Origin of the sequence: Natronorubrum sediminis, from assembly GCF_900108095.1 — an archaeon.
Taxonomy (GTDB): domain Archaea; phylum Halobacteriota; class Halobacteria; order Halobacteriales; family Natrialbaceae; genus Natronorubrum; species Natronorubrum sediminis.
This window is the reverse complement of record NZ_FNWL01000002.1, coordinates 611,738-638,543: the sequence shown is the minus strand read 5'-3', so window position 1 is coordinate 638,543 and position 26,806 is coordinate 611,738. Positions and strand designations below refer to the sequence as shown.

Here is a 26,806-nt window from a genome sequence, read left to right as displayed (position 1 = left end):
TAGCGTATGAGCGAGCCGGGACCGGGACAAACCGACGATGCGGGTGTGGGTGGCACAGCGTCTGCAAGCGACCTCGCAGTACATCTCGACGGTATCACGAAGCGCTTTCCGGGGGTTATCGCGAACGACGACGTCGACTTGCGCGTCGAACGGGGAACCGTTCACGCGCTGCTCGGTGAGAACGGAGCCGGAAAGACGACCCTGATGAACGTTCTCTACGGGCTCTACGAGCCCAACGAGGGCGACGTCGTCGTCGACGGAACGACGCGATCGTTTTCGTCTCCTCGAGACGCGATCGACGCGGGGGTCGGCATGATCCACCAGCACTTCATGTTGGTCGACACGATGACCGTCGCGGAGAACATCGCCCTCGGCAACGAGCCCCGAAAGTGGTTCGGGTTGGCAGTCGACCGCGAGCGAGTCACTCGTGAAATTCGAGACCTCTGTGATCGGTACGGATTCGACGTCGATCCGGACGCGAAAGTCGCCGACTGCAGCGTCGGCGTCCAACAGCGCGTCGAGATCCTCAAGGCCCTCTACCGTGGGGCGGACGTGCTCATCCTGGACGAGCCGACGGCCGTGTTGACGCCCCAGGAAGTCGAGGGGCTCTACGACGTTCTCGAGGAACTCACCGACCAGGGGAAGACGATCATCTTCATCACGCACAAACTCGGCGAGGCGACCCACGCCGCGGACGCGATCACCGTCCTTCGAGACGGCGAATCCGTCAGCACCGTCGACCCGAACACCACGACGCGCTCGGAGCTGGCCGAACACATGGTCGGGCGAGAAGTCCTCCTCGAGGCCGAAACGGCGGCCAACGACGCCGGAGAGACGGTGCTCTCGGTCGCGGACCTCACCGTCGAGGACTCCCGCGGTGTCGAAGCTGTCTCGGAAATCGACCTGGAGGTGCGTGCCGGTGAAGTCCTCGGTATCGCCGGCGTCGACGGCAACGGGCAGGCTGAACTGGTCGAGGCCATCACCGGACTCCGACAGCCAGAAGCGGGGACGATTTCGATGGAGGGGGCCGAGATTACGGAGTGGTCGCGACGCGACCGGATCGACGCCGGCATGTCCTACATTCCCGAGGACAGACACACGCGCGGGTTGGTGATGCCGTTCGATCTGGTCGAAAACGGCGTACTCGGGAGCCAACGCGCGGAGACGTTCACGCAGTCGAATCAGATCGATTGGAAGGCCGTCCGCGAACACTCAGAAGACATCATTGAAACGTACGACGTTCGACCGCCCAACGCGGACGCGGACGCCGAAGCGTTCTCGGGTGGGAATCAACAGAAGTTCATCGTCGGGCGGGAGTTCGAACGAGACCCGGAACTCGTCGTCGCGACCCACCCGACTCGTGGCGTCGACATCGGCTCGACGGAGTTCATCCACGAGCGCCTCCTCGAGTTGCGTCGAGAGGGCGTTGCGATTGTGCTCATCTCGTCGAATCTCGACGAAGTACGAAGTCTCTCCGACAGATTGGCGGTCATCTACGAAGGTTCCTTTATGGACGTTACTGATCCAGAGTCACTCACCGAAGAGACCCTCGGCCTCCTCATGGCCGGCGAAGATCCAGACGAAGCAGACGAGGCATCGACCACTGCCGAACCCGTCTCCGAGTTCGGTTCTGAGCGCAGAGGTGAGCGATGAAAGCCCGTTTGAAACGCCTCCTCAGGCGACTCGTCCACGCCTCGGTCCTCGAGCGAATCGCGATCAGCGTTGCCTCGCTGCTCGCAGCGATCGTCGTGGGTGGTGTCCTCGTTTTCGTCTCCGGCGCGTACGCGTCATGTCAATCGGGCCTCAACGTGGCCGGGTTCACGTTCTGTTACAATCCGATGCAGGTCTTCTACGAACTGTTCTTCGGAGCGATCGGCCACCCGCTCGAGGGAGACTGGGCGCTTCGTAACTACAACCTCGCGGAGACGCTCGCGCAGACGACGCTGTTGATCTTCACCGGGTTGTCGTTCGCGGTCGCGTTCCGGGCTGGGCTATTCAACATCGGAACGCAGGGGCAACTGATCATGGGGAGTCTCGCGACGGCGGTCACCGTCCTCTACGCGTCGGTGATCGTTCCGAGCGGGTTTATCGGGACCGTCGTCTTGATTCCGCTTGGCCTCCTCGCCGGCGCGGTCGCAGGCGGGCTCTACGGTGCGATTCCGGGGGCGCTCAAGGCGTACGCCGACGCGAACGAGGTTATCACGACGATTATGCTCAACTTTGTCGCTGGCGGCGTCGCGGCGACGCTACTGGCCTGGCAGTTTCAGGACCCGGAAAGTACGAACCAGCAGACCGAATCGATTCCCGCCTACGCAGAGATTCCGAACGTTCCGTTTCTCGGCTTCAGCAGTCGGTGGAACTTCTCACTGCTCGCGCTCGCGTTCGCAATCTTTTGTATGATCGGCGTCGCCTGGATGCTCTCGCGGACCGCCTTCGGCTACGAACTCCGGACGAGTGGCGTCCAGCCAGAAGCTGCTGCGTACAGCGGTGTCGACGAGAAACGCATGATCGTCGGGGCGATGACGCTCTCGGGCGCACTCGGCGGCATCGGGGGCTCGCTGTGGGTGCTCATGGTTCAAGGCGAGTGGATCACGAGCGTCCCCGACCTCGGGTTCGACGGCATCGCCGTCTCGATCCTCGCGGGGAACAGCCCGCTCGGTATCGGGGCCTCCGCGTTCCTCTTTGGCCTCCTCGACAGTGGCTCGCAGTCAATCAGTACCGCGACGGACGTTCCGCCCGAACTGGTGGGCATTCTGAGCGGCCTCATCATCCTGTTCGTCGCCATGCCGGAGTTCTTCCGCATGATCGGCGGTCGATACGTCGACTTCGAGGACGTCCAACCCGTCCAGACGGACGGCGGTGAACCTGTCAACGCCGGAGGTGAGGACGATGCGTAATCCGTTCACCACTCTCCGGGAGTGGTACAACCGTCGCCCGGCTGTCGTGCTCGCCGTCAGCGCCCTCACACTCGTCGTGTTCCTCTGGGCGACTCCACCGAGCTGGCAGGCCGCGACGCTGCGACTCGCCGTTCCGATCGCGCTCGCCGCCCTCGGTGGCATCTTCGCGGAGAAGAGTGGCGTGATCAACATCGGGATCGAAGGCCTGCTCATCGTCTCGGCGTTCAGTGCAATCGTCGCGACGTTCTGGCTCGGCGGCGGCGAATCCACGTTCACCATCTCTCATCACTGGTGGGGGCTGCTCGCAGGCGTGCTCGTGAGCACGCTCTTCGCGCTGTTGTTCGCGATCGTCTGTATCGAGTTCAAGGCTGATCAGATCATCGCCGGCCTCGCACTCTGGCTGATTGCGCTGGGACTCGCACCGTTCGTCTCGCGGCTGGTCTTCGAGAGTCCGAACACGAGCGACGTCGGGACGTTCGACAACGTCACGATCCCGCTCCTCTCGGAGATTCCGCTGTTCGGACACCTGCTGTTCGACACGCCGCCGCAAGTCTACATTATGCTCGGCGCGTTCGTCTTCGGTTGGTTCGTCCTCAATCACACGCGCTTTGGCCGCTGGGTCGTCGCGAGCGGCGAGAACCCCAAAGCTCTCGACACGGCCGGCGTCGACGTGCAACGAGTCAGATATACGGCTGTGATCCTCTCAGGCGTGTTCGCGGGCCTCGGCGGTGCCGGGTTCGCACTCGGCTACCTCGGTACGTTCACCGGAACCGGCGAAACCGTGATCGACGGTCGCGGTTTCATCGCGATTGCGACGTACCTGCTCGCGAACTACCACCCAGTCGGTGCACTGGGCGGTTCGCTCCTCTTCGCCGGGTTGGACGCGATGCAGACCCAACTCCAGGGTGCCGGCATCTCCGTCCCGACGAACATCATCCAGATCATCCCCCACGCGACGGTGATCGTCGTGATCGCACTCGTCGGTCGCACCAGACTGCCCGACGCCGCCGGCGATCACTACGAATCCGGCGAAGACTGACTCTCGTCGGCTCGAGGAATCGAACGAACGCCTCGAGCGCCCGATTCTCCAACGTTGGTTCCACCGTCGCCCATTCGACACCACACGCACGTCCCGAGTCGGTCAGTCGGTCGATGCCTTCTTGCCCGTCCTCGAGCCAGTAGCAGCTATGACAGACTTACTCGAGACTGCCCGCGACGTTCAGTCGAACGCCCACGTTCCCTACTCCGAGTACCCGGTCGGCGCTGCCCTCGAGACGGCAGACGGTGAGGTGTTCGTCGGCTGCAATCTCGAGAACGCGAACTACAGCAACAGTCTTCACGCCGAAGAGGTCGCGATCGCCGAGGCGGTCAAGAACGGGCATCGCGAGTTCACTCGAGTAGCCGTCAGTTCCGGCCAGCGAGACGGTGTGACGCCCTGTGGGATGTGCCGCCAGACGCTCGCTGAGTTCTGTGACGACGACCTCGTCGTGCTCTGTGATCGCGGCGACGACGACCCCCCAGCGGAGTACACTCTGGGCGAGTTGTTACCCGATACGATCACCGAGGAGATGCTCGAATGAAGACGCTTGAGTAAAGACGCTCGAGTGAGGGCGATCGTGTGGAGTCGATCGTGTGAGGTCGATCGTCGACCGCGTCGCTCGAGTCGCTCGCGTTAGAATTGCCGTTCGAACGGAAGCATGTCGGACACGGTGTAATAGGGGCCACCGAGGCGGCCGACAGTATCGAGGTCGCGCATGTCGAGTTTGCCGTCGGTGAGCAGTTCCTCGTCGACGTGCATATACTGGACGTCGCCGAGAATCATCAGTTTGTCGTGAATCTCGATCGAATCGTAGAGGGTACACTCCATCGAGACGGCCGCGTCGGCTACCCGCGGCGCAGCGACGGTTTCACACTCGCCGCGGTCGACCTCGGCGAGGTCGAACTCGCTTTCGTCTTCGGGAATCGCCGCCGACGTGTGGTCCATCCGTTCGATATCGGCTTCCGTGACGACGTTGACGACGAACTCCTCAGTCTCGAGGGCGTTTCTGGCCGTATCTTTTAGTTCGTCTGGCTCGCCGTTCGGCGAGTTGAACAAGACGGTCGGTTCCTGTAACGAGACGTAGTTGTAGGAGCTAAATGGTGCCAGATTCTCGGTGCCGTCCGCGCTTTGCGTACTGATCCAGGCGATCGGTCGCGGCGTGACGACGGTTTTTACGAATCGTGCGACTTCGTCCTGTGTTCGCTCCGATGGGTCGAACGCGTGCATCTCTCTCACATAGTGACCTGGCTGCTGTAACTGTTTGTGTCGTTCGTCGGGGGCGTTCGGTTAATCTAACCGGACTGTGGCGGGATCGAACGAGTCCTGGACGTGGCCCCGCCTCACCTGCGAAGCGTCGATATCAGGGGCCGTCCTGGCAACCACACGGTTACTCGTCGCCGTCGAGTACGTCGCGCAAAATCGTCCGGTGACACCGTTTCGATTCCGTATTTTCGAAGCAGACGAGCACGATCGATTCGCCGCTCCCGAGGCGCTTCTCGAGGTCGCTGCGCGCCTCGCGTGGCTCGTTCGAATCCTCGAGATAGGAGCGATAGCGCACCTCGAAGTCGACTTCCTCCCAGGCGGCGTTGTGGGCTCCCTCCTCGCAGAGGCCGCGCATTTTGTAGTCCTCGACGGTCGTCTGAAACGACTCGAGGAGGTCTGCTGGCGGTCCGAGTTCGGGATAGTTCTCGTCGACGGCGGCGTGAAACCACGACGTCGGCTGGCGAACGACGCCGACGAGCGTCGCCTCCGTGGGGAGCGACGCGAGGTCGTGTTGGATCGCGGCAACGTAGGTGTCCGCGAGCGTTCCCTCCCTCATAGCCGTTTCGAGGCTGTCCGTACGGACAAACCTGTTGGCGGGAAAACGCCGACTGTAGGGTCGAGTCGCTCGCCGATAGGTCGACGTCCGCTCCGAAACCGTCTCGCTCGAGAGACTACTCCTCGAGCGTGCCGTGTGAGAACTTGAAGTGGTGTTCCGGTTCGTCGTCCGCCGCGGTCTCGAAGTAATCGAGCGTGCTGTGGAGGGATTGGGCTTCGCTCGCGAGTTGGTTCGCGCTCGTGGTGACTTCCTCGAGCGAACTCGTCTGCTCTTCGGTCGCAGCGGCGACCGTCTCCGTCTCCGCCGTCACCTGCTCGCTCAGTTCCGTCGCGTTCGTGATCAACTGCCTGGCGTCCTGGGTCGAGTCGGACTGTTGCTGGCTGAGTGACGCGATCTGTTGAACGCCACTCGAGGTCGAGGTCGTGTAGGTTGCGATGCTCTCGAGGGTGTCGACGGTCTCTTCGATCACCGCCTTACTCTCGTCGATCTCGCTTCGCGTTGCCTCGACCTCCCAGGTCGTCCGCTCGAGTTGAGACTCGAGAGAGGCGATGATCGTGTCGATTTCGGCGGCGGACTCTTTCGTCTCTCTGGCCAGTTCTTTGACCTCCGCGGCGACGGTTCCGAACTCCGTCGTCTCCGTCGTCTGTCTCGACGCCTCGATGTTCGCACTCAACGCGAGGAGGTCCGTCTGGGCTGCGTGCTCGGAGATCATGTCGACGATCTCCTCGATTTCGGCCATCTGTTGCTCGAGTTTTTCGATCTCTCGTAGGGTCTGCTTGGATTCCTCGTCGATGCGAGACATTGCCTCCTTCGCATTGCGGGCCGTCGAGCGCCCCTCCTCTCCGGCCGCCGCCGTTTGCGTCGCCGAGTGGCTCACCGATTCGGACAGGGAGGCGATATCGTCGGCCATCTGTTCGATTTCGGCCATCTCCCCGGCCGCGGATCTGAACATCGTGTGTTGGTGGTCGATGTGCGAAGAGATGTCCTGGACGGCCGTCGACACCTGCTCGCTTGCGGCTTGGACCTCCTCGACGTTCGCCGTGACCTGCTCACTGTGGGATGCCACGTCGCCCGCGAACCGTTTCGGATCGTCGATCGTCGTCTCGATCCGCTCGATCATCTCGTTGTACTCGGTGGCGACCTGTTCGATGGCTTCGTTGCCTTCCGTCACGTCCATTCGCTGCGTGAGGTCGCCGTCGGCCGCCCGCTTCATCACCTCACTCGCCTCCTGCTCGAGTTGTTGAACCAATACTTCGAGCGTCTGCTCTCGTCGCTCCGCTCGCTTTTTCGCCGTGTTGACCTCGTGGAGCGTTTCCCGCAACGAATCTCGCATACTCCGGAACGCGGCGTACAACTCGCCGATTTCGTCGATGCGATCCGACTCGAGTTCCGTCTCGAGGTTGCCCTGTTCGACTTCCCGCGTTTTGGCCGTGAGTTCGTTCAGCGACCGAGACATATTTCGGCCAACGACCACGCCGATGGTTCCCAGGCCGAGCAACGAGACGAGCACGAGCGCGATCACCGAACGCGTGACGCTCTGGTGGAGGTCGTAGGCCGCGTCCATCGGCGTGTGGGCCATGATGACCCAGTCTGTTCCGTCGACCGGTGCGTAGCCGAGGGCCATCTCGCTGCCGCCGACGTCGGACTCGAGGTAGCCGGTTTCGCCCTCGAGTCCGCTTTCGATTGCGGCCGCACGCGGATCGTCCTCGTCGTCGACCCCGTGGTGTTCGTCCGTGGCGGCCTCGTCGTCGTGGCTCATGACGACCTCGCCATCTTCGTTGACGATCTGGGTGAACGCGTCGTCCTCGAGCGACGGCGAGGCGAGTTCGCTCGCGTGGTCGTCCTGATCGATGACGAAGACGACCCCGCGATCGGATTCCTCGGGGACCGAACTCGTGATCGCGATCGAGGCGTTATCGGTCACTGGATCGTCGTATGGATCCGTGAGGTGGATCCCCGACTGGCCGTCGTGGAGCGTGTCGTCTGTCGCCCAGTCGACGCCCTCGTCTGCGAAGCTGACGCCTTCGGCGTCGTCGTCGCTACTGATGAGGACCTCGTAGTCGTCCGTATCGATGTAGTGGGCGGCGACGACGCTATCGGGGGCCGAGGACACCTCGCTATTCAGCGTCAACTCGATTTCGCCGTCCGTGCCGCTGTTGATCACGTTGGACTCGGCCAGCGTCCGCACGTGGTGTTGGTAGCGATCGATGCTCTCGGCCAATACGTTCGATTGGAGTTGCGTCGATTGCTCGAGTTCGTCCGCCGTTTCGGCCTCGAGTGCACTGCCCGTTTGCAGGTAGATGACCCCGCCGATCGAGGTGATACAGAGGATGATGACTGCAAAGAGGACGAGCATTTTCCGCGAATACGACCGCCGGATCTCATCGGGAAGCCGGCTTGATAGAGTACTCACCGTGGCCGGACACAAGATTGTGACCAGTAAAAAGGTATCGAGAATATTATTGTTTTAATTTGGACTATCATCCAACGGAACCACTCAGTGAAAATACGTTCGCAAAGTGGGACGAACGGGTTGTCCGACCGATGGGTCTCGAGTCACCGACTCGATGGCTGCGAATCGCCGTTTCGAGCGGTGATCTCGAGTCCGATTAGCTGGCTTCACTGCGAAGCCAGTTTCTCGTGCGGGCGACGAGCGCGGTGACGACGGCGGCAAGAGCCACGAGGACGGGGCCACCGGCCGGAATGCCGTCGTCGTCCGCCTCGTCGGCCGCGGCTTCGACGGTCAGCGTCGACGACGTGGAGTCGGTCTCACCCGCTTCGTTCGTGACCGTCAGCCAGACCGTGTATTCGCCGGGTTCGTCGATGGCTTCCGTCGCCGTTTCGCCCTCGAACTCCGTGTCGTCGATCGTCCACTCGAAGGACTCGAGGTCGTAGTCGCTATCGAGGGAGTCGCCACCGGAGAACTCGAGGTCCTCCCCAGCCGTGACCGTCTCGGACTCGAGGTCGATGGCCGCCGTCGGTTGGCCGACGTGGCTGACGGCGTAGACGCCGTTTTCTTCTGCCGAGGTCTCGGCCTCGAGGACGTGATCGCTCCCACCCTCGCCTTCCTCGACGACGGACGTGCCAAGTGGCTCCCAGCCGTCGTCCGTCGCGGCGAAGATCCGAACCTCGCTCGCGCTGGCACTGTCACTAACGCCCTCGAGATCGGCCGGATCGACTGCCAACTGCATCGTCGTGGACTCGCCCACAGCCGCGTCGGAGACGCTGACCATACTGACCTCGAGTGTCTCACCCGGCGCGTCCCCGTTCGCCGCCGGCTCCTGATTCAGGTCTCGAGCCGCCACCGACCACGACGGATCCGGGTCCTCGAACTCGAGGGACTCGACAGCCGTTTGCACGAACGTCGTCGGCTCCGTCTGGGAGACGGTGCCGGATTCGGACTCCTGGGTAATGACGTCACTTGGGGCTGAGCCGATTAAGTCGTCGCCGCTCGAGCCGGAGTCAGGTGGTGGGAGGGAGATGCCGCCTCCGCCGTCGTCGTCATCTTCGTCTTCGCTGGTGCCGTTCAAACCAATGGTTGTATTAGATTTATCGACAGATGATTCAACAGTGACATCTATGTCCCCCTCCATTGTTACATCTCCGTCTGCCAGTGTCGAGATCGCGGCACCGGTTCCAATGGTGAGCGCAAAGACAATTAGTACTCCAAGAAGGCCAAATACGGCAAGATGGTATGTCTTTGATCCCATTGTAAGGGTGATAGTGGTATGTCAATACTCCACCAACTGTGGTGGACCGTTACACTACTGTTTACTCTAACAGGTTGAAAATACTGCTGGAATGTTTTCTCCCATAGTATTTATTATAAAAATTGAACCACTAACACCTGCCTCAATTGTAAATGAGTGTGTTAGTGATATGTAATAACTTGTTCCTTAGGTCTCGTCGTCGTCGTCAACATCTGATGTAGCGTCTATCGTAATGTCACCAGAAATTTCATCTAAGTTAGCTCCCCCCTGGACTGTGAGCTCAAGATCACTACTAGCGGTTGCTTCCAACTCGCCACCGACATTATCATCGTCGTCAACAGTTACAGCGACCTCCACATCGATATTGAAGGTTTCATCTTCATCAATATCCGCAATATCCTCATCGCTGAGACCATCTATCTCATTATAGAGGTTAACAGCATCGAATACTTCCGATGTTTCACCTGATTCGTAATCGTCATCCTCATCATCTTGGAGAGAAAGTTCATAGCTCTCTCCTACGCTTTCCAACTCCTCCCCCTCATCTGGATCCACCGCAGCACTGATTTCGATATTAGCTGTGGTCTCGGTATCATCGAGGTTTGACCATTCTACAGTAATATCTGGCGTAATCTCAACTGCCACGAGTTCACCGTCTTCATCAGCCCGCACCGAGGTATCGTCCTCACCAAGATCGTGCTCTGCTGCCAAGGCTGATTGAGAACTATAGAACACCGCACCAGCACCCACTGCACCGAGTGCTGCCGCTCCTGCGCCTGATCTGAGAACTGTCCGTCGCGTCAGTAGTCCATTATCTTCTGTCATTGTTGCACTTCAACCACTGGGTAGGGTTGATATCAGTGAATTTGTACGATATATGGTAAAGCTTTCGTTCGTGAATATCGTGTTACCCAATATGTTATTCTATCCAACATGTGGGTGAAAGATACCAGCAAGGGTGCTATTTCCATTCGCTCTACAGACCCTCTCGTCGTCCAAATAGGCCAGAAGACGGAATCAACCAGTGCAGCCATCACCTCGAGTACACATCCAAACAAACCCTTGCAACAGTGTCACACAGTAGTCAGTTGGGCCTATCAGTCGTGATAATTCCCAGAATGGCGATAACTCCAGCGAGAAGTGAAACTAACACGAGAAATCCGAGATTCGAGACGCCACCGACGATTGCATCGAGGGCGATCAGCGTCGGAATGCCCCACTGGACGCCAATCGCGAGCGAGCGAAGCCAGCCGGGTTCGCTGTCCGCCGATCCCTGCGTAAGAATCTGGCCGTAGACGACCACGACGATCGATCCGACGAGCAACGATTGCTGGGCCGCCTCGAGAAACTCCGGCGGGACGCTCTGGCCGCCGTAGAGGACTGGGTCGCGCACCAATTGGGCGTACAACTCCATCGCGAACCACGCCGCGAGGCCGGCCAGCCCCGAAACACGCATCAGGTATCCATTCATTACACTGATCAGATAACTCAGGGAAGATAAGTTTTTAGCTTTGAGTTATCACTGCGACGACGACCCACGACGGCCACGGATTCTCCTACGGAGACAGTGCTCACATACCTGTCAGGAGTATCGAGTTACTCCTCGAGCGCACACGTGCGGACGTTCTTGGCGTCCGGAGGTATTTACACCAGTAGCTCAAACCGCTGTACTCAATGACCGGCGACAGCGAAAATCCCAACAGCGACGTGCAGTACCACCTCGAGGTCAGCGCCGACGACGTGGCGGACACCGTGCTCTTGCCCGGCAATCCCGAACGCCTCGAGAAGATCGTCGACTTCTGGGACGACCACGAGATCGAAGCCCACCACCGCGAGTATCGCACCGCAACAGGGACCACCGACGGAACGCCGATTTCGGTCACCTCCACTGGCATCGGGAGCCCCTCGGCTGCAATCGCCGTCGAAGAACTCGCTCGAGTCGGCTGTGAGACGTTCATCCGCGTCGGCTCCTGTGGGGCGATTCAACCCGAGATGGCCGTCGGCGATCTGGTGATCACGACCGGAGCCGTCCGACAGGAAGGCACCAGCGACGAGTACGTCCGCGAGGACTACCCCGCGACGGCCGATTACGAAGTGGTCTGTGCGCTCGTCGCCGCTGCGGAGCGACTCGGCTACGACTATCACACCGGCGTGACGATGAGCGCGGACTCCTTCTACGCCGGCCAGGGCCGACCCGGGTTCGAGGGCTTCGAAGCCGCGGGAGCCGACGACCTCGTCGACCAGTTGAAGGACGCGAACGTGAAGAATATCGAGATGGAAGCGAGCGCGATTATGACCATCGCGAACCTCTACGGACTCCGCGCGGGTGCCGTCTGCACCGTCTACGCGAATCGCGAAACCGGTGCGTTCCGAACCGAAGGCGAGTCTCGAGCCGCCGAGACCGCGACGCTTGCAACCCATCTCCTCGCGAAGATGGACGCCATCAAACGAGAGCAAGGGGCCGAACGGTGGCACGCCGGGCTCTCGCTCGAGGATGCTTGAGTCGGAATTTCTGAGCCGGAATGCCTGGGTGGAAGCGAACAGACTGAGAGAACGCTGACGAACCGACCACGGCGAAGTTGAGTCGCGCACTGGTCGATCATCCCCTGACTGGGCGCATGGGTTGCGATTTCCGGCTTCACTTGGAACACGCCTCGAGCGTGGCGTCTGGTCCATCGGTTAGTCGCTGCGTTTAGCGCGCCCGTGAAAACGAGGCCTCGAGTGAGAGAAGAAAGAGAGTGAGAGTTAGATGCCTGCGATTACGTTTGCTCGCTCTCGTGAAGTTGGGACATCTGACTCTCGAGGTCGATACCGCGCTTGTTGAAGTAGGCAACGCGAACGCGGTAGAAGATGTAGCCGACGAACATCCAGGCGGTGATAACGCCGGTCATCAGGGGGAGTTGCGTCGTCGTCAGGATCCAGAGGAACGCCGCGGAGACGACGGCACCGATCGCGGTGAATTTGAGCAGCCAGGACGGCAGTTTGTACAGCGAGTACTCGTATCGCTGTGGGAAGACCTTCGGCAGGTTCCACAACGCGATGCCGGAGACCGCGAGGCCGAAGAGGATAGTCAACGAGAGCGCGACAGAGAGGGTCACGACGCCGGGGGAGAACGGTGCGACCAGGAGGGGTGGAATTCCGAGCACGAGCACGGCAACGTGTGGGGAATCGTATCGATCGTGGATTCGGGCAATCGGTGACGGAATGATGTCGTCACGCGCTGCACGCATCAACAGTCTCGAGTACGCTGTGTAGGTCATGTTGATCGACGTGAGCGCACCCATCGCTGCAGCCGACAGGATCAGCGCGGTTATCGGTGCCGGGAAGTTGTCCAGCGAGACCTGTGCGAATGCCGCGTCCATGTTCCCGAGAGCAACGTGACTCGTCGTGCCGATGAGGACGACGATGAGGCCCACCAACAGCGTGATCGAAATCGCAGCCGACAGCCCCAGGACGCGTGGAATATTCTTCGCCGGATCTTTCATCTCCTCACCGAGTTCGACGACGAGTCGGAAGCCGCGCAACGGGAAGTAAAGCGAGACGACGGCGACGATGACCTCGCCACCGCCGTAGGGGAACATCTCCGAGTAGTTGCCGGTGTCGATGATGAACGCACCGGGAACGATGAACGCGAGCATCCCGAGGATGATGACCGCCACCATCAGGAACTGGATAATCGCGACCATCTTGATTCCGAGAACGTTCAGTACGATGAAGGGAATAAGGAGTCCGTAGATCAGTCCGAGTTCTGGAATCTCCGGGATGAACGCGATATTGTCGGCGACGAAACCGGCGTATTCAGCGAATCCGAGCGCGATGAACAACATCCCCGCCCAGACGCCGGGGATCGTAATCCACGGCAGCAAGAACCCCCAGAACGGACCGACGAGTCGAGACGCGTAGACGTACGTCCCACCCGCGACGGGAATCGCACTCCCGAGTTGCAACGACATGATGATTCCAAACGTGAGCGGAATCAACGCGAGTAGCAACGCGAAAATAATCCCTGGCCCTGCATCTCCCGCAAGCTCGCCAGGGAGCACGAACGCACTCACCCCGATGACGTTGCCGATTATCAGTACCGTCGCCCCAATGAGCCCGACTTTTTTGTCGATTATTTTATGATCTGCCATTGTTGCCAACCAGTTGGGTCGTTTACAACGAGACTGGTATCCAATAACAATGTTGCGAATTACCGGCCCACATGGATACATTGGTTGTATATAGTGGAAGGTTTGTTAACATATGGCGCTATGTCTAACCCACCCGGTGAAGACCGAGTCGATGTCACTCGAGTCAGGACCGCTCCCAGTCCGTCTGAGCCAGTCGACGGCTGAGAACTCGAGGCGCGGTTAGCCGCCGTTGAGTCAACGCTCGAGGACGCGACCTCGCTGTGACGGCATCGGTTCGTCCGGTGTGAGGTTCTCCGGTTCGTCCGATGTAAGACGCTCCGGTTCGTCCGTGGGCCAAATGGGAACCAAACAGCGTGGATACGCGAGGACGAATCACCGAGTCCTCAGTCTCGAACCCGGACGATTCCTTCCTCGAAGACCTTCCGGTTGGGGACGATATACTCTTCGGAGTCGTCTTCGATTTTCGTGACGAAGAGGTCGACTTCTTGAACGATACCGGATTGCTCACCGATTTCGACCTGGTCGCCGATCCCGTATGGCTGATTGAGTAACAGATAGATTCCTGCAGCACTCGAGACGAGGAAGTCCTGTGAGGCGATGGCCCCGACGATGACCGCGCCGATGGCGATCACCGTGAGCAAGATGAGCAACGGCGACACGAAGACGCCGATTTGACCGAGTGCGATGACGAACGTGACGAACAAGACGGTGTACTTGACGAGCTTCGGCACCAACGAGACTTCCGGGACCTTGACGCCACGAAGCGACTCGCCCACGACCAACTCGGCCTTGTCGGCGATAATGAAGCCGACGATGAGGACGAGAACGGCGATGAACACTTGCGGGATGAACTCCGTCACCCGCATCCAGAACGCGTCGGTGTCGAGTAACTGTGCGATGTGGATCGCCGTGAGTACGGCAATACCGTAGATGAACCACGAACTTAATCGAGCGACGATTTCGACCGTCGACGTGCCGATCGACTGGGCGGTCCGCTCGAATGGCGTTCCCTCGACCGCGTCCGGAACACCGGATGCCGTCAACAGTTCTTCGTTGAGTCGGCCGACAAGGTAGCCGACGACGACACCGAGTGCCAACACCGCCATGGCTATGACGGCCGGTTCGTCGATGAGGGTCTGCCAGTCCATATCAGTACGCCTCCGGATCGACCTCCAAAATAAGCTCGCCGGCCTTGAACGCCCGGACGAGCCCATCACTCTCCGAGAGCACGATCGTTATCGAGTTCGTATCTCGAGTGATCGCACCCCCGGCCATGTGCCGCGCGCCGAGTCCTTTCGGAATGTCGACGCCCTCGGCCGACGGCTCGAGGTATCGATAGGCGGAGACGATCTTCCCCGCATCGGAGATGACGAACGCACCGTCGAGTCGCGAGAACTCCTTTAACATCACGTTCACGATGGGGTCACCGACGTGGACGTGGGATTTCTCGAACGGATTGTACGACAGCGGTCGGGACTTGTTCATCACCTTGCCCGCGTCGCCGACGACGAAGAGTGCACCGACGGGCTTTCCTTTTTGTCCCTTCTGTCCGAGTTCGATCGCCAACTCGAGTACGGATTTGATCACTTCTGGGTCCGCTCGAGATTTCACGAAGAGGTCGTAGATGCCGGTGTGTGCCTCGCCGTCCGCACGAACGCGCGCGAGCGTATCGGTCTCGCCGCTGAACACACTCGTCGCGCAGATGAGTTCGTCCCCGTCTTCGATGACGTCCTGTTCGAGTGCGCCTTCGAGTGCGAACCGGATTCGATCGGTGAGATCGTCGAACGAGAGTGGGAGTTCGACGAACGTCTCTGCACCCACCGCGTTTTCCGTTCCGACGACGACTACGTCGACATCCTCGATCGCTTTGAATCGCTCGTAATACGAGCCACTCGGCGAGAAGAGGAAAACCCCATCGACGTCCGAATAGAGATCGCCGAACACGTCGTCTAAGCCGTCCATTGATCATATAAGTCGTGTCCGCGCGAATAAACGTTGTGGACCGTCTGACGCGTGTCTGCCACGTTCCGGTCCGACTCTACTCGAGGCCACTCTTACGTCGGGTTTCTGGCCTCGTCCTCGACGTGACACTCGAGCGCTGTCGCTTGCGTGCTTGCTCGCCACAGCAATGCGCGAGACTTGATTCGAACCGCGAGGACTTCGTTCCGCTCGTCCGCTGGGACGCGAATCCGCTTTTGCCCCCTCACTCGTTTTCTCACTTCGTTCGAAAACTCGTCAGTGTGCGGGACCGGATTCGAACCAAAGCAAGAAATGCTCGCTCCCGACGGTCGCTGCGCGTTCCTTCCAGGGTTCGAACCGCTGACCGCATTCTCCGCTCACGGAGTTGTTCGCGGAGAATGCGCGGGACCGGATTCGAACCGGCGGACCCCTACGGGACAGCGTCCTAAGCGCTGCGCCGTTGGCCTGGCTTGGCTACCCGCGCTCACGAACAGATTTTCACGAACTGAGTAAGTACCTGTCGATACGCGTCATCGCTGTTTCACTGGCTCTTCGGGCGACCAGTCCGGTGGCACGATAAACGTCACATGCTCTGCATCCCGGAGTTGGTGGAGTTCCGCCGCTTGTTCGGCCAGCGATCGATTCCGATACGGCATCTCGAGGCCGCAACCGGTACACACGAGCTTGCAGGTTGGCTCTTTCATAGACGAGACGCAGCCGTGGACCGAACCCGAACGACGAGCGTCATCGTATACTGGCGCGCGTACCACGGTTTAGTAGTTGTATCCTAGTGAAATTGCCAGTGAACGGCCAACTTCTGGACTCGTTCGTAGCTGAACGTTGCCCGGGACAGCACCCCATTGGACCACTGTTTCGAGGATTTGCACACCGAATTAGGTCGGATTATCGATATGTATGGCGTGACCCGTAACGTTATCCTCATTGGGGCAATACGTCGGCGTATGCACTCCGCCCGCGACAGACTCGAGTACGATGACTGGCTCGAGGAACTGGACCAGGTGGCCGATCGTCTCGAGCTTACGAGCGACGCCCGTTCGTGTGCGGTCGATCTCTTTCTCGCCGACGTCCCAGACGAAGACCGATCGAAGCAACCCGTTCTCGCAGCGAGTATCTACGCTGGGTCACTCGTCGCAGGTGACGGCCGAACACAGGGTGACGTCGCCGAGGCAGCAGGTGTCTCACGGCTTTCGATTCAATCCAGGTGGAAGGATATCCTCGCGGATGCGGGTCTCGAGCCCCCGCGGTGGTAGCGTGATTGCACTCCGTGACGATAGTTTCACTCGGTCAGTCTCACACTGCGTCAGTGTACGTGGACGATACGGCGGTGAAACTATTCTCGACAGTGTGAAGTACGCACAATCAGACGCTCACGTCGAGTAACAGGTGCTATCGGGAGTCCGTTTCTTCTCCCTCGACCACGTTCCCGTGTTCGTCGATTTCTCCCATCACGATTCGCGTACTCGAGATGATATCACCATCGTCGGCGCGCATGTGCTCGACGACGACGACCTCGAGTGGGTCGTGGCCCTGTTCTTCACGAATCTCGTTGATTCGCTGGCCACCCTCACGGGTCTCAGGAGAGACGACGAGGTAGTCGTACTGGGGCTCCGTAGCGATGCCGGTCGGTTTCTCGAGACACCGAACCTCGAACTCGCGGCCGTGAGTGGCCGCGATCGGCTCGAGTTCCGCCTCGAGAGTCGCTTTTCGCTCGTCGAACGATCTCACGCGTCGCTCGACGTGTCGTGTCTTTGGAGCGAGCTCGTCACTTGTCAGTCCAACGGTCACATCCCCGAGTTCGAACGCCCGTTCGAAGAGCCGGCGATGCCCATCGTGGACGGGGTCGAACGTCCCACCGAGCGCGACGTCCATACGCCACCTCACTTGGGCGGTGCGTATAAAACGGTCGAATCACCGAACGCATTCGCGTCCGAAAACGACGACCCACGCCCGAGGGAATACGTCATCCGTCGAAACTCACCTCCACATTGTTTTTAGTACTCCCCTGCAGTGTCCCCGGTATGGGATTAGACGAGGACTCACTCGAGTATCACCGCACCGATCCTCCCGGAAAAATAGAGATTTCGACGACGAAATCGACGAATACCCAGCGAGATCTTTCGCTCGCGTATTCACCCGGCGTCGCTGCCCCGTGTTTAGAAATCGACGAAGCGGACGACGAAGCCTACACGTACACGGCAAAAGGCAACCTCGTTGGTGTCGTCTCGAATGGTTCGGCCGTCCTCGGTCTCGGCGATATCGGCGCACAGGCGTCCAAGCCGGTGATGGAGGGGAAAGGCGTACTGTTCAAACGCTTCGCCGACATCGACGTTTTCGACATCGAACTCGACGAAGCCGACCCGCACAAACTCGTCGAGGCCGTCAAAATGATGGAACCGACATTCGGCGGGGTCAACCTCGAGGACATCAAAGCCCCCGAGTGTTTCACCGTCGAGGAACGCCTGCGTGAGGAGATCGACATTCCAGTGTTCCACGACGACCAACACGGAACGGCAATCATCTCCGGTGCTGCGTTGCTCAATGCCGCCGACATTGCAGAGAAGGACCTCGAAGACCTCGAAATCGTCTTTTCGGGCGCTGGCGCGAGTGCAATCGCGACCGCTCGGTTCTACGTTTCACTCGGCTGTAAGAAAGAGAACATTACCATGTGTGACTCCTCGGGGATCATCACCGCCGAGCGGGCACAGCGAGGTGACGTCAACGAGTACAAACAACAGTTCGCTCGTGACGTCCCGGAAGGCGACCTCGCCGACGCGATGGAGGGTGCGGACGTGTTCGTCGGCCTCTCGATCGGCGGTATCGTCTCGCCGGAGATGGTCCAGTCGATGAACGCGAATCCGATTGTCTTCGCGATGGCCAACCCGGACCCGGAAATCGGCTACGAGGAGGCGAAAGCCGCCCGCGACGACGACGTCATCATGGCGACGGGCCGTTCGGATTACCCGAATCAGGTCAACAACGTGCTCGGCTTCCCCTTCATCTTCCGTGGCGCGCTGGACGTGCGCGCGACCGAGATCAACGAGGAGATGAAGGTGGCTTGCGCCGAAGCGCTGGCCGACCTCGCCCGTCAGGACGTACCGGATGCAGTCGTCAAGGCCTACGGCGACGACCCGATCCAGTACGGTCCGGACTACATCATCCCGAAACCCGTCGACCCGCGGGTCCTCTTCCGCGTCGCGCCGTCGATCGCCGAAGCCGCGATGGACTCCGGTGCCGCACGCACCGAAATCGACCTCGAGGCCTACGAAGAAGAACTCGAGGCCCGACTCGGCAAATCGCGCGAGATGATGCGCGTGGTCCTCAACAAGGCAAAGAGCGAACCGAAGACCGTCGCGCTCGCGGAGGGTGAAAACGAGAAGATGATCCGCGCGGCCTACCAGATTCAAGAGCAGGGAATCGCCCTGCCCGTGCTCATCGGTGACGAGAGCGATATCCGCCAGACGGCGGCTAACCTCGGATTGGATTTCGATCCGCAGGTCGCCGATCCCACGGTTGGGGACTACGAAGGGTACGCCGACCGATTGCACGAACTTCGAGCGCGCAAGGGAGTCACGCGCACCGAAGCGGGCGACATGATCGAACGCGACTCGAATTACTTCGGGAGCGTGATGGTCGAACAGGGCGACGCGGACGCGCTCTTGACCGGCCTCTCCCACCACTATCCCTCGGCACTTCGCCCGCCGCTGCAGGTTATCGGCACGGCGGACGACGTCGACTACGCGGCTGGCGTCTACATGCTCGCGTTCAAGAATCGCGTGATCTTCGTCGCCGACGCGACGGTGAATCAGGCCCCGGACGAGGAAGTGCTCGCAGAGGTCACCAAACAGACCGGAAAGCTCGCCCGTCGCTTCAACATCGAACCGCGAGCGGCACTCCTGTCGTACTCGAACTTCGGCAGCGTCAACAACGAGGGAACTCGCAAGCCACGCAACGCGGCGCGAATGCTCCAGGACGACCCCGAGATCGACTTCCCAGTCGACGGTGAGATGCAAGCGGACACCGCCGTCGTCGAGGACATTCTCGAGGGAACGTACGGCTTCTCGGAACTCGAGCAACCCGCGAACGTGCTCGTCTTCCCGAACCTCGAGTCGGGGAACATCGGCTACAAACTGCTCCAGCGTCTGGGCGGCGCAGACGCCATCGGCCCGATGCTGGTTGGAATGGACAAACCGGTCCACGTCCTCCAGCGAGGCGATGAGGTCAAGGATATCGTCAACCTGGCTGGTGTTGCGGTCGTGGACGCCCAGAAAGAGTAAGTTCGTTTGGAAGGCTCCGCGACCGAACGAAGTGAGGGAGCGCCCTTTTTTGGTCGTGATTTTTTTGCGCGAGTGGTCAGTCGGAGGCTGGTCCGAGCGGAAAAAAGGCCGGTACAACCTGGGAGGTGGTGCGGCGTCGACGCCCACCAGGAATAGCACTCGCGGACGAAGCACGGTTCGGAGAGCGAAAGCCAACCCAGTCGTTTCCGATCGGTTTTGGTTTCGTCCGAACGGAGTCACTCGAGTCGTGCTGGCGCGTATCTCGTTGCATATAAATATCCGCCGGGACTGGGTGTGGATATGCAAGATCAGGCAGGCTCTACGCGAAAGCGAACTGGTGGCCGACTCAAAAACGTCCGCAAGCGCCGTAAAGACGAACTCGGCCGTCTGCCGACCGAAACGCAAGTTGGCGAGCCACGATTCCGAACCGTCGATGTTCGCGGGAACGGAACGAAGACTCGCGCACTCTCGACTGACGTCGTCAGCGTGAACAAAGACGGCGAGACCGTCTCGGCCGACATCGAAGACGTCGTCGAGAACGACGCCAACCCGAACTACGTCCGCCGAAACATCATCACGAAGGGTGCCGTCATCGACACCTCGGAAGGACAGGCCCGCGTCACCTCCCGTCCCGGCCAGACCGGACAGGTCAACGCCGTTCTCCTGTAGGAGCCACTGCACGTCAGTGCACACCTGATCGCCAGACAATTCGGCGATCAGTCTCTAACCCGTTTGAGTCGGTACTATCGAGCAATCCGGAATCGAACTCGAGGTGCGACTCTCTTCTCAGCCCACGGGCCAACGTGAGCGATGCTGTTCGTGTGGGTCGCCCAACGGGCGATCGGTTTGTCCCGTACCAGGAGTACGAGCGCTCGAGGCCTGGAAAGGTAGAATCGGTCTCCCAAATTGATACCCCCACAGCCATTTGTGAATCGGTGGTGTAGGAGGGCCGGATCGACAATGACTGACAGCACCATCGCCTCACACCGAGAGCTTGGAGTCGAATTCGGTGAGTTAGCGGGGCAACTGGAGGAGCATTCCTATCCGAGTACGAACGAGGAACTCGTCGAAACGTTCGGCGAGCATCTGATCGAACTTCCGAACGGGGCAGAAACGGTCCGCAATATCCTCGGTTCGTTTGCGAACGAAACCTACGAGTCGCCGAGTGAGGCACGGCAAGCGGTGTTCAACATGGTCGATAGCCGAGCGGTCGGCCGTCGGTACTACTCCGATCGCACGCCGCCCGCACTGGGGGAGAGACGAGAAGACGAACAACTCTCGTTCTGAGACTCTCGGTTCGGTCTCTCTCCTCGCAGCTACGTCCCGCTCAGGCCCATCGAAAGGAGCGAACGGCACCGTCCTCGATTCTACCGGGACGGGCCGAAGCCTCTCCCCGTGTGACCCTCGTTCAGTAGTTTCACGGAAATTTCACTCAGGGTCGCGGAGCTGCCTTCTGAAGTGCTGTCTCAGCGATGTTCCCACCGTAGTCTGCACTCCGTGAGAGGGAGTCGACGATCAGCCCGAGCGATTGGGCCTGCACGGGCTCTAAGTCGCGCAACATGTCGTCGATCGTCCGCGTGTGCTCGTCGATTTCGAGAACGGCTTCGCGGGCGGCGTGACCGAGTCGATTCGCCTCACCGCTGTCTTCGGCGACGAGCGCGTCCATCGACTTCTCGAGGACATCGGAGGCGTCGCCGTGGAGTTCGACGAGGGCCGCTGCGACGGCTTCGGGAATTTCCTCGAGTTTGAGCGCGAGGTTCGATATTTTGGCCGCGTGGTCGGCGACGCGCTCGAGTTGGCGTGCGCTCGAGTGGTAGTCGAAGCAGTCCTCGCGCGGCACGCCGAGTTCCTCCGCGGCACGAGGTGAGCGAAGCGTCGCCCGGAAGATTCGTGAAACGACGAGCCAGAGTCGGTCGACGTCGTCGTCGCGTTCGATCACGTCCTGTGCAATGTCGTCGTCGTTCTCGACGAGGGCGGTGACGGCGTCCTCGAGCATCGAACTGGCGATCAGGCGCATGCGAGAGACGGCGTTGACGATCGAGAGTTCGGAGGAGTCGAGGAGGTCCTGAATAACGACGCTATCGGTCGTTTCGGAGAGCACTTCGACGCCGACGAGACTCTGCGTCGCGCTTCGGATCGCACTTCGCTGGTCGGTCGTGATTCGTCCGGCCTCGAGTCGGATGATATCGAAGCCGCTGACGTACATCGTCATGACGGCTCGAGTCAGCCGCTCGCCCTCGAGGTCGTCGATCCCGAGGGTTCCCTCCTGACGATTGGTTTCGCTCTGTGGTGTGAGGAGCAACGAGTCGCTTTCAGGGTAGAATTCCACCGTCGTTCCGGCACTGACGCCGTTGTCGGTCGCCCACGATTTCGGTAACGAGACGGTGTACGTCGACCCGCCAGTTACCTGGACCTTTCGCGTCTCCATACGGATCAATTTCAGCGGTGTGGGTATAATACACCCGGTCTCTATAGACGAGACTCCTCTCGCGTCGGTCACCGAACAGGACGGTAACGGAAGGCGTGCGGACGGGAAGTTGGCGCTGGCGTCCTCTGGTACTCAGTGTCGAACATAGAGATATATAGATAACATAGTAGGGTATTTAGACGGGAGGAACGCTAGAGCAATGCGATGGGTACCGACCCGACTTCCGGTGGTGGCGACATCTCACGTCGTCGCGTTTTACTCGGTGTCGCAGGATCGAGTCTGATGGGACTGTCTGGGTGTATCGTTCACGGCGAGGACAGCGGTCTCGACGGCGAGATCGTGATCGACGGCTCGAACACGCTGTTGCCGAACAGCGCACTCGTCGCGGACCTGTTCAACTGGGAGAACAATCAGGTGAACATCCCGGTCAGGGGATCGGGGACGGGTGCTGGCTTCCAGCAGTTTTGTCGGGGTGAAACGGACCTCCAAAACGCCAGCCGAGATATTTCAGACGACGAGTTAGAACTCTGTGAGTCCAACGACGCCGAGTGGATCCAACTCGAGGTCGTGATGGACGGACTCGCGATCATGAAGCACCCGGAAAACGATTGGTGTGACTGCCTGACGACCGAGGAACTCGAGGCGGTGTGGCAAAACGGGTCGGACATCGAGACGTGGCAGGATATAGACGACGAGTGGCCCGACGAGGACATTTCCCTGTACGGTCGAGACACCGCGTCGGGGACGTTCGACTACTTTACGGAGACGATCAACGGCAGTGTCGGGGACATTCGAAGCGACTACAGTGGCACCCCGGATACGAACCAGATCATCAACGGCGTCAGCGGCAACCAGTACGCGATGGGCTTTGGGGGTGCCGGATACTACTACGAGAACGAGGACGATCTCGATCTGATCGCGGTGGACGACGGCGACGGCTGTATCTACCCCGAACCGGACACGATCGAGATGGACGAAGACGAGGAGGGGGCGTACACGCCCCTCGCGCGACCGATGTACCTCTACGTTCGCGAGGAGTCGTTGCGTCGGGAAGCCGTCCGAGAATTCGTCCGATTTTACCTCGATAATACGCAGGAGACGGCTCGAGACGTCGGGTTTTACGCCGTTCCCGACGAGACGATCGAAGAACAACACGAGAAACTCGACGAGATAACCGAGGAGTACGAATGAACACTGATCGCAGACGGACGACGATACTGTGCGAGTGGCGACGAGTAGGGGGGCTCAAATGAGTACCGAGCCGGTCAATCTCAGTCGGGAGGACAACGACGTCGGGTCGTTTATCGACAGATTTGCGAAGTGGATCTTCTTTTCGTGTGCGCTCGTCACCGTTTTGACGACGCTGGCGATCATCCTCGTGCTCGTCGACGGCGCGGTCGACTTCTTCTCGGAGGTTTCGATCGTCGAATACCTCACGGGAACGGAGTGGAGCCCTCGAGACGCGAGTAATCCGAGCTTCGGTGTCTTGCCGCTCGTCTGGGGGACGCTGGTCGTCACCGTCGGTTCCGCAATCATCGCGCTTCCGGTCGGGACGCTGACGGCGATTTACCTCTCGGAGTACGCCAACGAGCGCGTTCGCCGTATCGTCAAGCCGACGCTCGAGGTGCTGGCCGGGATTCCGACGATCGTCTACGGATTCTTCGCGCTCTCGTTTATTACGCCGGTGATTCAGTACTTCAATCCGGAGGTCGGGACGTTCAACGTGCTTTCGGGTGCCATCGTCGTTGGCGTCATGATCATCCCGATGGTCTCGTCCATCTCAGAGGACGCGATGAGTTCGGTTCCGGACTCACTTCGGAACGCGGCCTACGGACTCGGTGCGACGAAGTTCGAAGTGTCGACGCAGGTCGTCTTACCGGCGTCGCTCTCGGGAATCCTCTCGGCGTACATTCTCGCGATTTCGCGGGCGATCGGTGAGACAATGGCGGTCACGCTCGCCGTCGGGATGTTGCCCCAGATCTCGATGAGTCCGTTCGCCGAGATGCAGACGATGACGGCCTATATGGTCGAAATCGGCACCGGTGACGCCTCCGTCGGCTCGATCGGCTACATGAGTCTCTTCGCGCTCGGCTTGACACTGTTCGTAATGACCTTCTTGATGAACGTCGGTAGCATGTGGATTCGCTCGCGCTACCGGGAGGAGTACGAATGAGTACCCCCACCCACTCGGAAGGACTCGACGTCGACGACTCCTCGATCCGTCGGATGCGGCTGTACGGACGCATCTTCCTCGCCTGTTGTATCCTGGCAACGTTGGTCGGAATCGTCGCCCTCGTCGCGCTCGTCCTCGACGTGGTCAACGAAGCCTGGGGCTGGCTCACGCTCGAGTTCCTGACCCACCCGCCGTCGTACCTCGCCGAGAACTACGATCCGTCGAACTACGGCGATCTCCCGACCGGGCCCGGCGGAATCTACCCGGCACTCGTCGGTTCGGTGTATCTCATCGCGATGACGGCCGTCTTCACGCTGATCCTCGGCGTCGGGGCCGCGATCTATCTCGAGGAGTACGCGAGTGAGAACCTCCTGACGCGCTTCATCGAGGCGAATATCGCGAACCTCGCCGGTGTTCCCTCGATCGTGTACGGCCTGCTCGGACTGGCCGTCTTCGTCAGAGCGATGGGTGCTGGCTCGAGCCTCCTCGCCGGTGCACTCACGCTGACGCTGTTGATCTTACCGATCGTTATCGTCCAAACACAGGAATCGCTTCGAGCTGTTCCGGACTCGATGCGTCAGGCGTCGTACGGTACCGGCGCAACGAAGTGGCAGACGGTCAGAAACGTCGTCCTCCCCGAAGCGATTCCCGGCATCATGACGGGAATCATCCTCTCGCTCTCTCGAGCGATCGGTGAAACGGCCCCGATCATCATGGTCGGTGCGGCGACGTCGATGTTCGCGCCGCCGGAGATTACGGATCCGACCGGTTCGTTCGCCGCGATGCCGATGCAGATCTTCACGTGGGCGAAAGAACCCGAAGGGGACTTCCAGCACATCGCCGCAGCCGGCATCATCGTCCTCCTGACGGTGTTGTTGCTCATGAACGCGGTCGCGATCTACATCCGAAACAAGTACGACCGCCGTTGACGGTCCGGTCTGAAACTAATCCCACCGTTTCGTTTTGGATTCCGTGAGTAAGGAAATCCGCAGACGTCGTCCTATATAGTCGTATAGAGCTCTCACGAGGCGACAAGAGCCATCATAGTATCGTACTTAGTCGGTCGGCTGATGGATTGGTGTATAGATGGCACCGATCCATCGAGTTGAGACCAGAGCGTGTGAGTTACGACTCGAGTGTGGGGGAGATCAAAAGACGACGGTGGGATACGCCCCGACAGATTCACTCGACGACGAGAACAGGTCCTCGTGCCCGCGGAGAAACGCGTCGGAGACATCGAAGCGAATTCCGCAACAAGTAACTGCTCGAGGCTCGAGGATTACGTATCCCAAATGACCGCGAACGGACCTCAAACCGTCACGACATCGGAATCCAGTGATTCCACTGCTGACGCCGCGATGGCCGACAACGCGCCACTTGGCTCTCCGCGGGTCGACGATGCCGTCATCGAATCGCGCAATCTCGACGTCTTCTACGGTGACGATCAGGCCCTTCACGGAATTGATATGGACATTCCTGAACGCGGAGTCACAGCGCTCATCGGGCCCTCCGGCTGTGGGAAATCGACGTTCTTGCGCTCGATCAACCGAATGAACGACCTGATCGACGTCGCGCGCGTCGAGGGCGACCTCTATTTCCACGGAAAGAACGTCTACGACGAGGACGTTGACCCCGTCGCACTCCGTCGGAAAATCGGCATGGTCTTCCAGAAACCGAATCCGTTCCCGAAGAGTATCTTCGACAACGTGGCCTACGGTCTCCGCGTTCAGGGGAAAGACGACGGCGACGTCGAGGCAAAAGTGCAGACGGCACTCGAGCGTGCGGCACTCTTCGAAGAGGTCGAAGACCAACTCGACTCGAGCGGACTCGATCTCTCTGGGGGCCAACAACAGCGTCTCTGTATCGCTCGAGCGATCGCACCGGATCCCGAGGTCATCTTGATGGACGAGCCAGCGTCGGCGCTGGATCCCGTCGCGACCTCGAAAATCGAGGACTTAGTCGAGGAGTTAGCCGAGGAGTACACCGTCGTTATCGTCACCCATAACATGCAACAGGCGGCGCGTATCTCGGATAAGACGGCCGTCTTCCTGACGGGCGGGGATCTCGTCGAGTTCGACGACACGAACAAGATTTTCAACAATCCCGAGAGTGACCGGGTCGAAGATTACATCACCGGCAAGTTCGGGTAAGCGTCGGTGATCGAGGACGTGTTTTCTCGAGTTGCGAAGACAGTCGTACCAATTCGTTCGTGAGCGACTGAATCGGTTGGTTTTACCGGGTTCACCGGACAGTCAGCTCTCGAGTACAATCGCCAGCGCCAGCTATCAGGGGACGCTCGCGTGGTGGGTGTCACTCGCAAGCACCCGGTTTATCGAAATCAGTCTGTTACCTA

General features: G+C 59.9%; 25 protein-coding genes and 1 tRNA gene. 13 read left to right on the top strand and 13 right to left on the bottom strand.

The features are described from left to right. Nucleotides 1-6: 6 nt before the first annotated feature. From BLW62_RS10405 to cdd, 4 genes are all read left to right on the top strand, one after another. Entirely contained in the window at nt 7-1,653 is a 1,647-nt protein-coding gene (locus tag BLW62_RS10405; protein ID WP_090506984.1) for an ABC transporter ATP-binding protein, read from the top strand. Further along, nucleotides 1,650-2,897, top strand: a complete 1,248-nt coding sequence (locus BLW62_RS10400) for an ABC transporter permease (protein ID WP_090506983.1) — start codon at nt 1,650-1,652, stop codon at nt 2,895-2,897. The genes BLW62_RS10405 and BLW62_RS10400 overlap by 4 nt, the downstream gene beginning before the upstream one ends. Further along, complete coding sequence (locus BLW62_RS10395; protein WP_090506982.1) at nt 2,890-3,936, top strand: ABC transporter permease; 1,047 nt, start codon at nt 2,890-2,892, stop codon at nt 3,934-3,936. The genes BLW62_RS10400 and BLW62_RS10395 overlap by 8 nt, the downstream gene beginning before the upstream one ends. Before the next feature lie 148 nt (nt 3,937-4,084). Further along, nucleotides 4,085-4,477, top strand: a complete 393-nt coding sequence (gene cdd / locus BLW62_RS10390; protein ID WP_090506981.1) for a cytidine deaminase — start codon at nt 4,085-4,087, stop codon at nt 4,475-4,477. A gap of 92 nt (nt 4,478-4,569) precedes the next feature. On the opposite strand, the gene BLW62_RS10385 is transcribed toward cdd, so the two are convergent. The 6 genes from BLW62_RS10385 to BLW62_RS10360 form a co-directional block, all read right to left on the bottom strand. Next, on the bottom strand, nt 4,570-5,163 hold the full coding sequence (locus BLW62_RS10385) for a flavin reductase family protein (protein ID WP_090506980.1): 594 nt from the start codon (nt 5,161-5,163) through the stop codon (nt 4,570-4,572). Between the two features lie 160 nt (nt 5,164-5,323). Then, a complete protein-coding gene (locus tag BLW62_RS10380; RefSeq protein WP_090506979.1) occupies nt 5,324-5,755 on the bottom strand; it encodes a DUF488 domain-containing protein in 432 nt (143 codons plus the stop codon). Between the two features lie 115 nt (nt 5,756-5,870). Further along, on the bottom strand, nt 5,871-8,111 hold the full coding sequence (locus tag BLW62_RS10375) for a methyl-accepting chemotaxis protein (protein WP_090506978.1): 2,241 nt from the start codon (nt 8,109-8,111) through the stop codon (nt 5,871-5,873). A 253-nt stretch (nt 8,112-8,364) separates the two neighbouring features. Continuing rightward, entirely contained in the window at nt 8,365-9,285 is a 921-nt protein-coding gene (locus BLW62_RS10370) for a PKD domain-containing protein (protein WP_090506977.1), read from the bottom strand. Nucleotides 9,286-9,651: 366 nt separating this feature from the next. Then, complete coding sequence (locus tag BLW62_RS10365; protein WP_139305403.1) at nt 9,652-10,290, bottom strand: hypothetical protein; 639 nt, start codon at nt 10,288-10,290, stop codon at nt 9,652-9,654. Nucleotides 10,291-10,549: 259 nt separating this feature from the next. After that, nucleotides 10,550-10,936 carry a hypothetical protein gene (locus tag BLW62_RS10360; protein WP_139305402.1) on the bottom strand — a complete coding sequence of 129 codons (387 nt, stop codon included), beginning with the start codon at nt 10,934-10,936 and terminating at the stop codon, nt 10,550-10,552. 203 nt (nt 10,937-11,139) lie between these two features. Between BLW62_RS10360 and BLW62_RS10355 the strand changes: the two genes are divergently transcribed. Continuing rightward, nucleotides 11,140-11,967 carry a nucleoside phosphorylase gene (locus tag BLW62_RS10355; RefSeq protein WP_090506974.1) on the top strand — a complete coding sequence of 276 codons (828 nt, stop codon included), beginning with the start codon at nt 11,140-11,142 and terminating at the stop codon, nt 11,965-11,967. 257 nt (nt 11,968-12,224) lie between these two features. Here the strand turns inward: BLW62_RS10355 and BLW62_RS10350 are convergent, their stop codons facing one another. The 5 genes from BLW62_RS10350 to BLW62_RS18705 all read right to left on the bottom strand — a co-directional run bounded on the left by BLW62_RS10350 (nt 12,225) and on the right by BLW62_RS18705 (nt 16,261). Continuing rightward, on the bottom strand, nt 12,225-13,598 hold the full coding sequence (locus tag BLW62_RS10350) for an APC family permease (protein WP_090506973.1): 1,374 nt from the start codon (nt 13,596-13,598) through the stop codon (nt 12,225-12,227). A 383-nt stretch (nt 13,599-13,981) separates the two neighbouring features. Next, entirely contained in the window at nt 13,982-14,746 is a 765-nt protein-coding gene (locus BLW62_RS10345; protein WP_090506972.1) for a mechanosensitive ion channel family protein, read from the bottom strand. Between the two features lies 1 nt (nt 14,747). Continuing rightward, nucleotides 14,748-15,560 (bottom strand): diadenylate cyclase DacZ, encoded by an 813-nt coding sequence (gene dacZ, locus BLW62_RS10340; RefSeq protein ID WP_090506971.1) that lies wholly within the window; start codon nt 15,558-15,560, stop codon nt 14,748-14,750. A gap of 396 nt (nt 15,561-15,956) precedes the next feature. Further along, a tRNA-Leu gene (locus tag BLW62_RS10335) sits at nt 15,957-16,041 on the bottom strand. 46 nt (nt 16,042-16,087) lie between these two features. Then, entirely contained in the window at nt 16,088-16,261 is a 174-nt protein-coding gene (locus tag BLW62_RS18705; RefSeq protein WP_175459730.1) for a hypothetical protein, read from the bottom strand. Between the two features lie 258 nt (nt 16,262-16,519). On the opposite strand from BLW62_RS18705, the gene BLW62_RS10330 reads away from it, so the two are divergent. Next, nucleotides 16,520-16,828, top strand: a complete 309-nt coding sequence (locus BLW62_RS10330; protein WP_090506970.1) for a transcription initiation factor IIB family protein — start codon at nt 16,520-16,522, stop codon at nt 16,826-16,828. A 136-nt stretch (nt 16,829-16,964) separates the two neighbouring features. Here the strand turns inward: BLW62_RS10330 and BLW62_RS10325 are convergent, their stop codons facing one another. Next, nucleotides 16,965-17,447: a phosphopantetheine adenylyltransferase gene (locus BLW62_RS10325; protein ID WP_090506969.1), complete on the bottom strand. Its 483-nt coding sequence runs from the start codon at nt 17,445-17,447 to the stop codon at nt 16,965-16,967. A 149-nt stretch (nt 17,448-17,596) separates the two neighbouring features. Here BLW62_RS10325 and BLW62_RS10320 point away from each other — a divergent pair, with 149 nt between their 5' ends. The 3 genes from BLW62_RS10320 to BLW62_RS10310 all read left to right on the top strand — a co-directional run bounded on the left by BLW62_RS10320 (nt 17,597) and on the right by BLW62_RS10310 (nt 21,139). Beyond that, nucleotides 17,597-19,852 carry an NADP-dependent malic enzyme gene (locus BLW62_RS10320; protein ID WP_090506968.1) on the top strand — a complete coding sequence of 752 codons (2,256 nt, stop codon included), beginning with the start codon at nt 17,597-17,599 and terminating at the stop codon, nt 19,850-19,852. 300 nt (nt 19,853-20,152) lie between these two features. Further along, entirely contained in the window at nt 20,153-20,521 is a 369-nt protein-coding gene (locus BLW62_RS10315; RefSeq protein ID WP_090506967.1) for a 30S ribosomal protein S8e, read from the top strand. Between the two features lie 291 nt (nt 20,522-20,812). Then, entirely contained in the window at nt 20,813-21,139 is a 327-nt protein-coding gene (locus BLW62_RS10310) for a DUF5789 family protein (protein ID WP_090506966.1), read from the top strand. Nucleotides 21,140-21,284: 145 nt separating this feature from the next. On the opposite strand, the gene BLW62_RS10305 is transcribed toward BLW62_RS10310, so the two are convergent. Continuing rightward, the gene (locus BLW62_RS10305; RefSeq protein ID WP_090506965.1) at nt 21,285-22,280 is read right to left on the bottom strand and encodes a phosphate uptake regulator PhoU; all 996 of its coding nucleotides are present in this window, start codon (nt 22,278-22,280) and stop codon (nt 21,285-21,287) included. 204 nt (nt 22,281-22,484) lie between these two features. Here BLW62_RS10305 and BLW62_RS10300 point away from each other — a divergent pair, with 204 nt between their 5' ends. The 4 genes from BLW62_RS10300 to pstB all read left to right on the top strand — a co-directional run bounded on the left by BLW62_RS10300 (nt 22,485) and on the right by pstB (nt 26,603). Further along, nucleotides 22,485-23,471, top strand: coding sequence for a PstS family phosphate ABC transporter substrate-binding protein (locus BLW62_RS10300; protein ID WP_090506964.1), 987 nt, complete (start codon nt 22,485-22,487; stop codon nt 23,469-23,471). Between the two features lie 58 nt (nt 23,472-23,529). Continuing rightward, a complete protein-coding gene (gene pstC, locus BLW62_RS10295; protein WP_090506963.1) occupies nt 23,530-24,453 on the top strand; it encodes a phosphate ABC transporter permease subunit PstC in 924 nt (307 codons plus the stop codon). Further along, complete coding sequence (pstA, locus tag BLW62_RS10290; protein ID WP_090506962.1) at nt 24,450-25,382, top strand: phosphate ABC transporter permease PstA; 933 nt, start codon at nt 24,450-24,452, stop codon at nt 25,380-25,382. Before pstC ends, pstA begins: the two co-directional genes overlap by 4 nt. A 363-nt stretch (nt 25,383-25,745) precedes the next feature. Then, complete coding sequence (gene pstB / locus BLW62_RS10285; RefSeq protein ID WP_090506961.1) at nt 25,746-26,603, top strand: phosphate ABC transporter ATP-binding protein PstB; 858 nt, start codon at nt 25,746-25,748, stop codon at nt 26,601-26,603. Nucleotides 26,604-26,806: the final 203 nt, after the last annotated feature.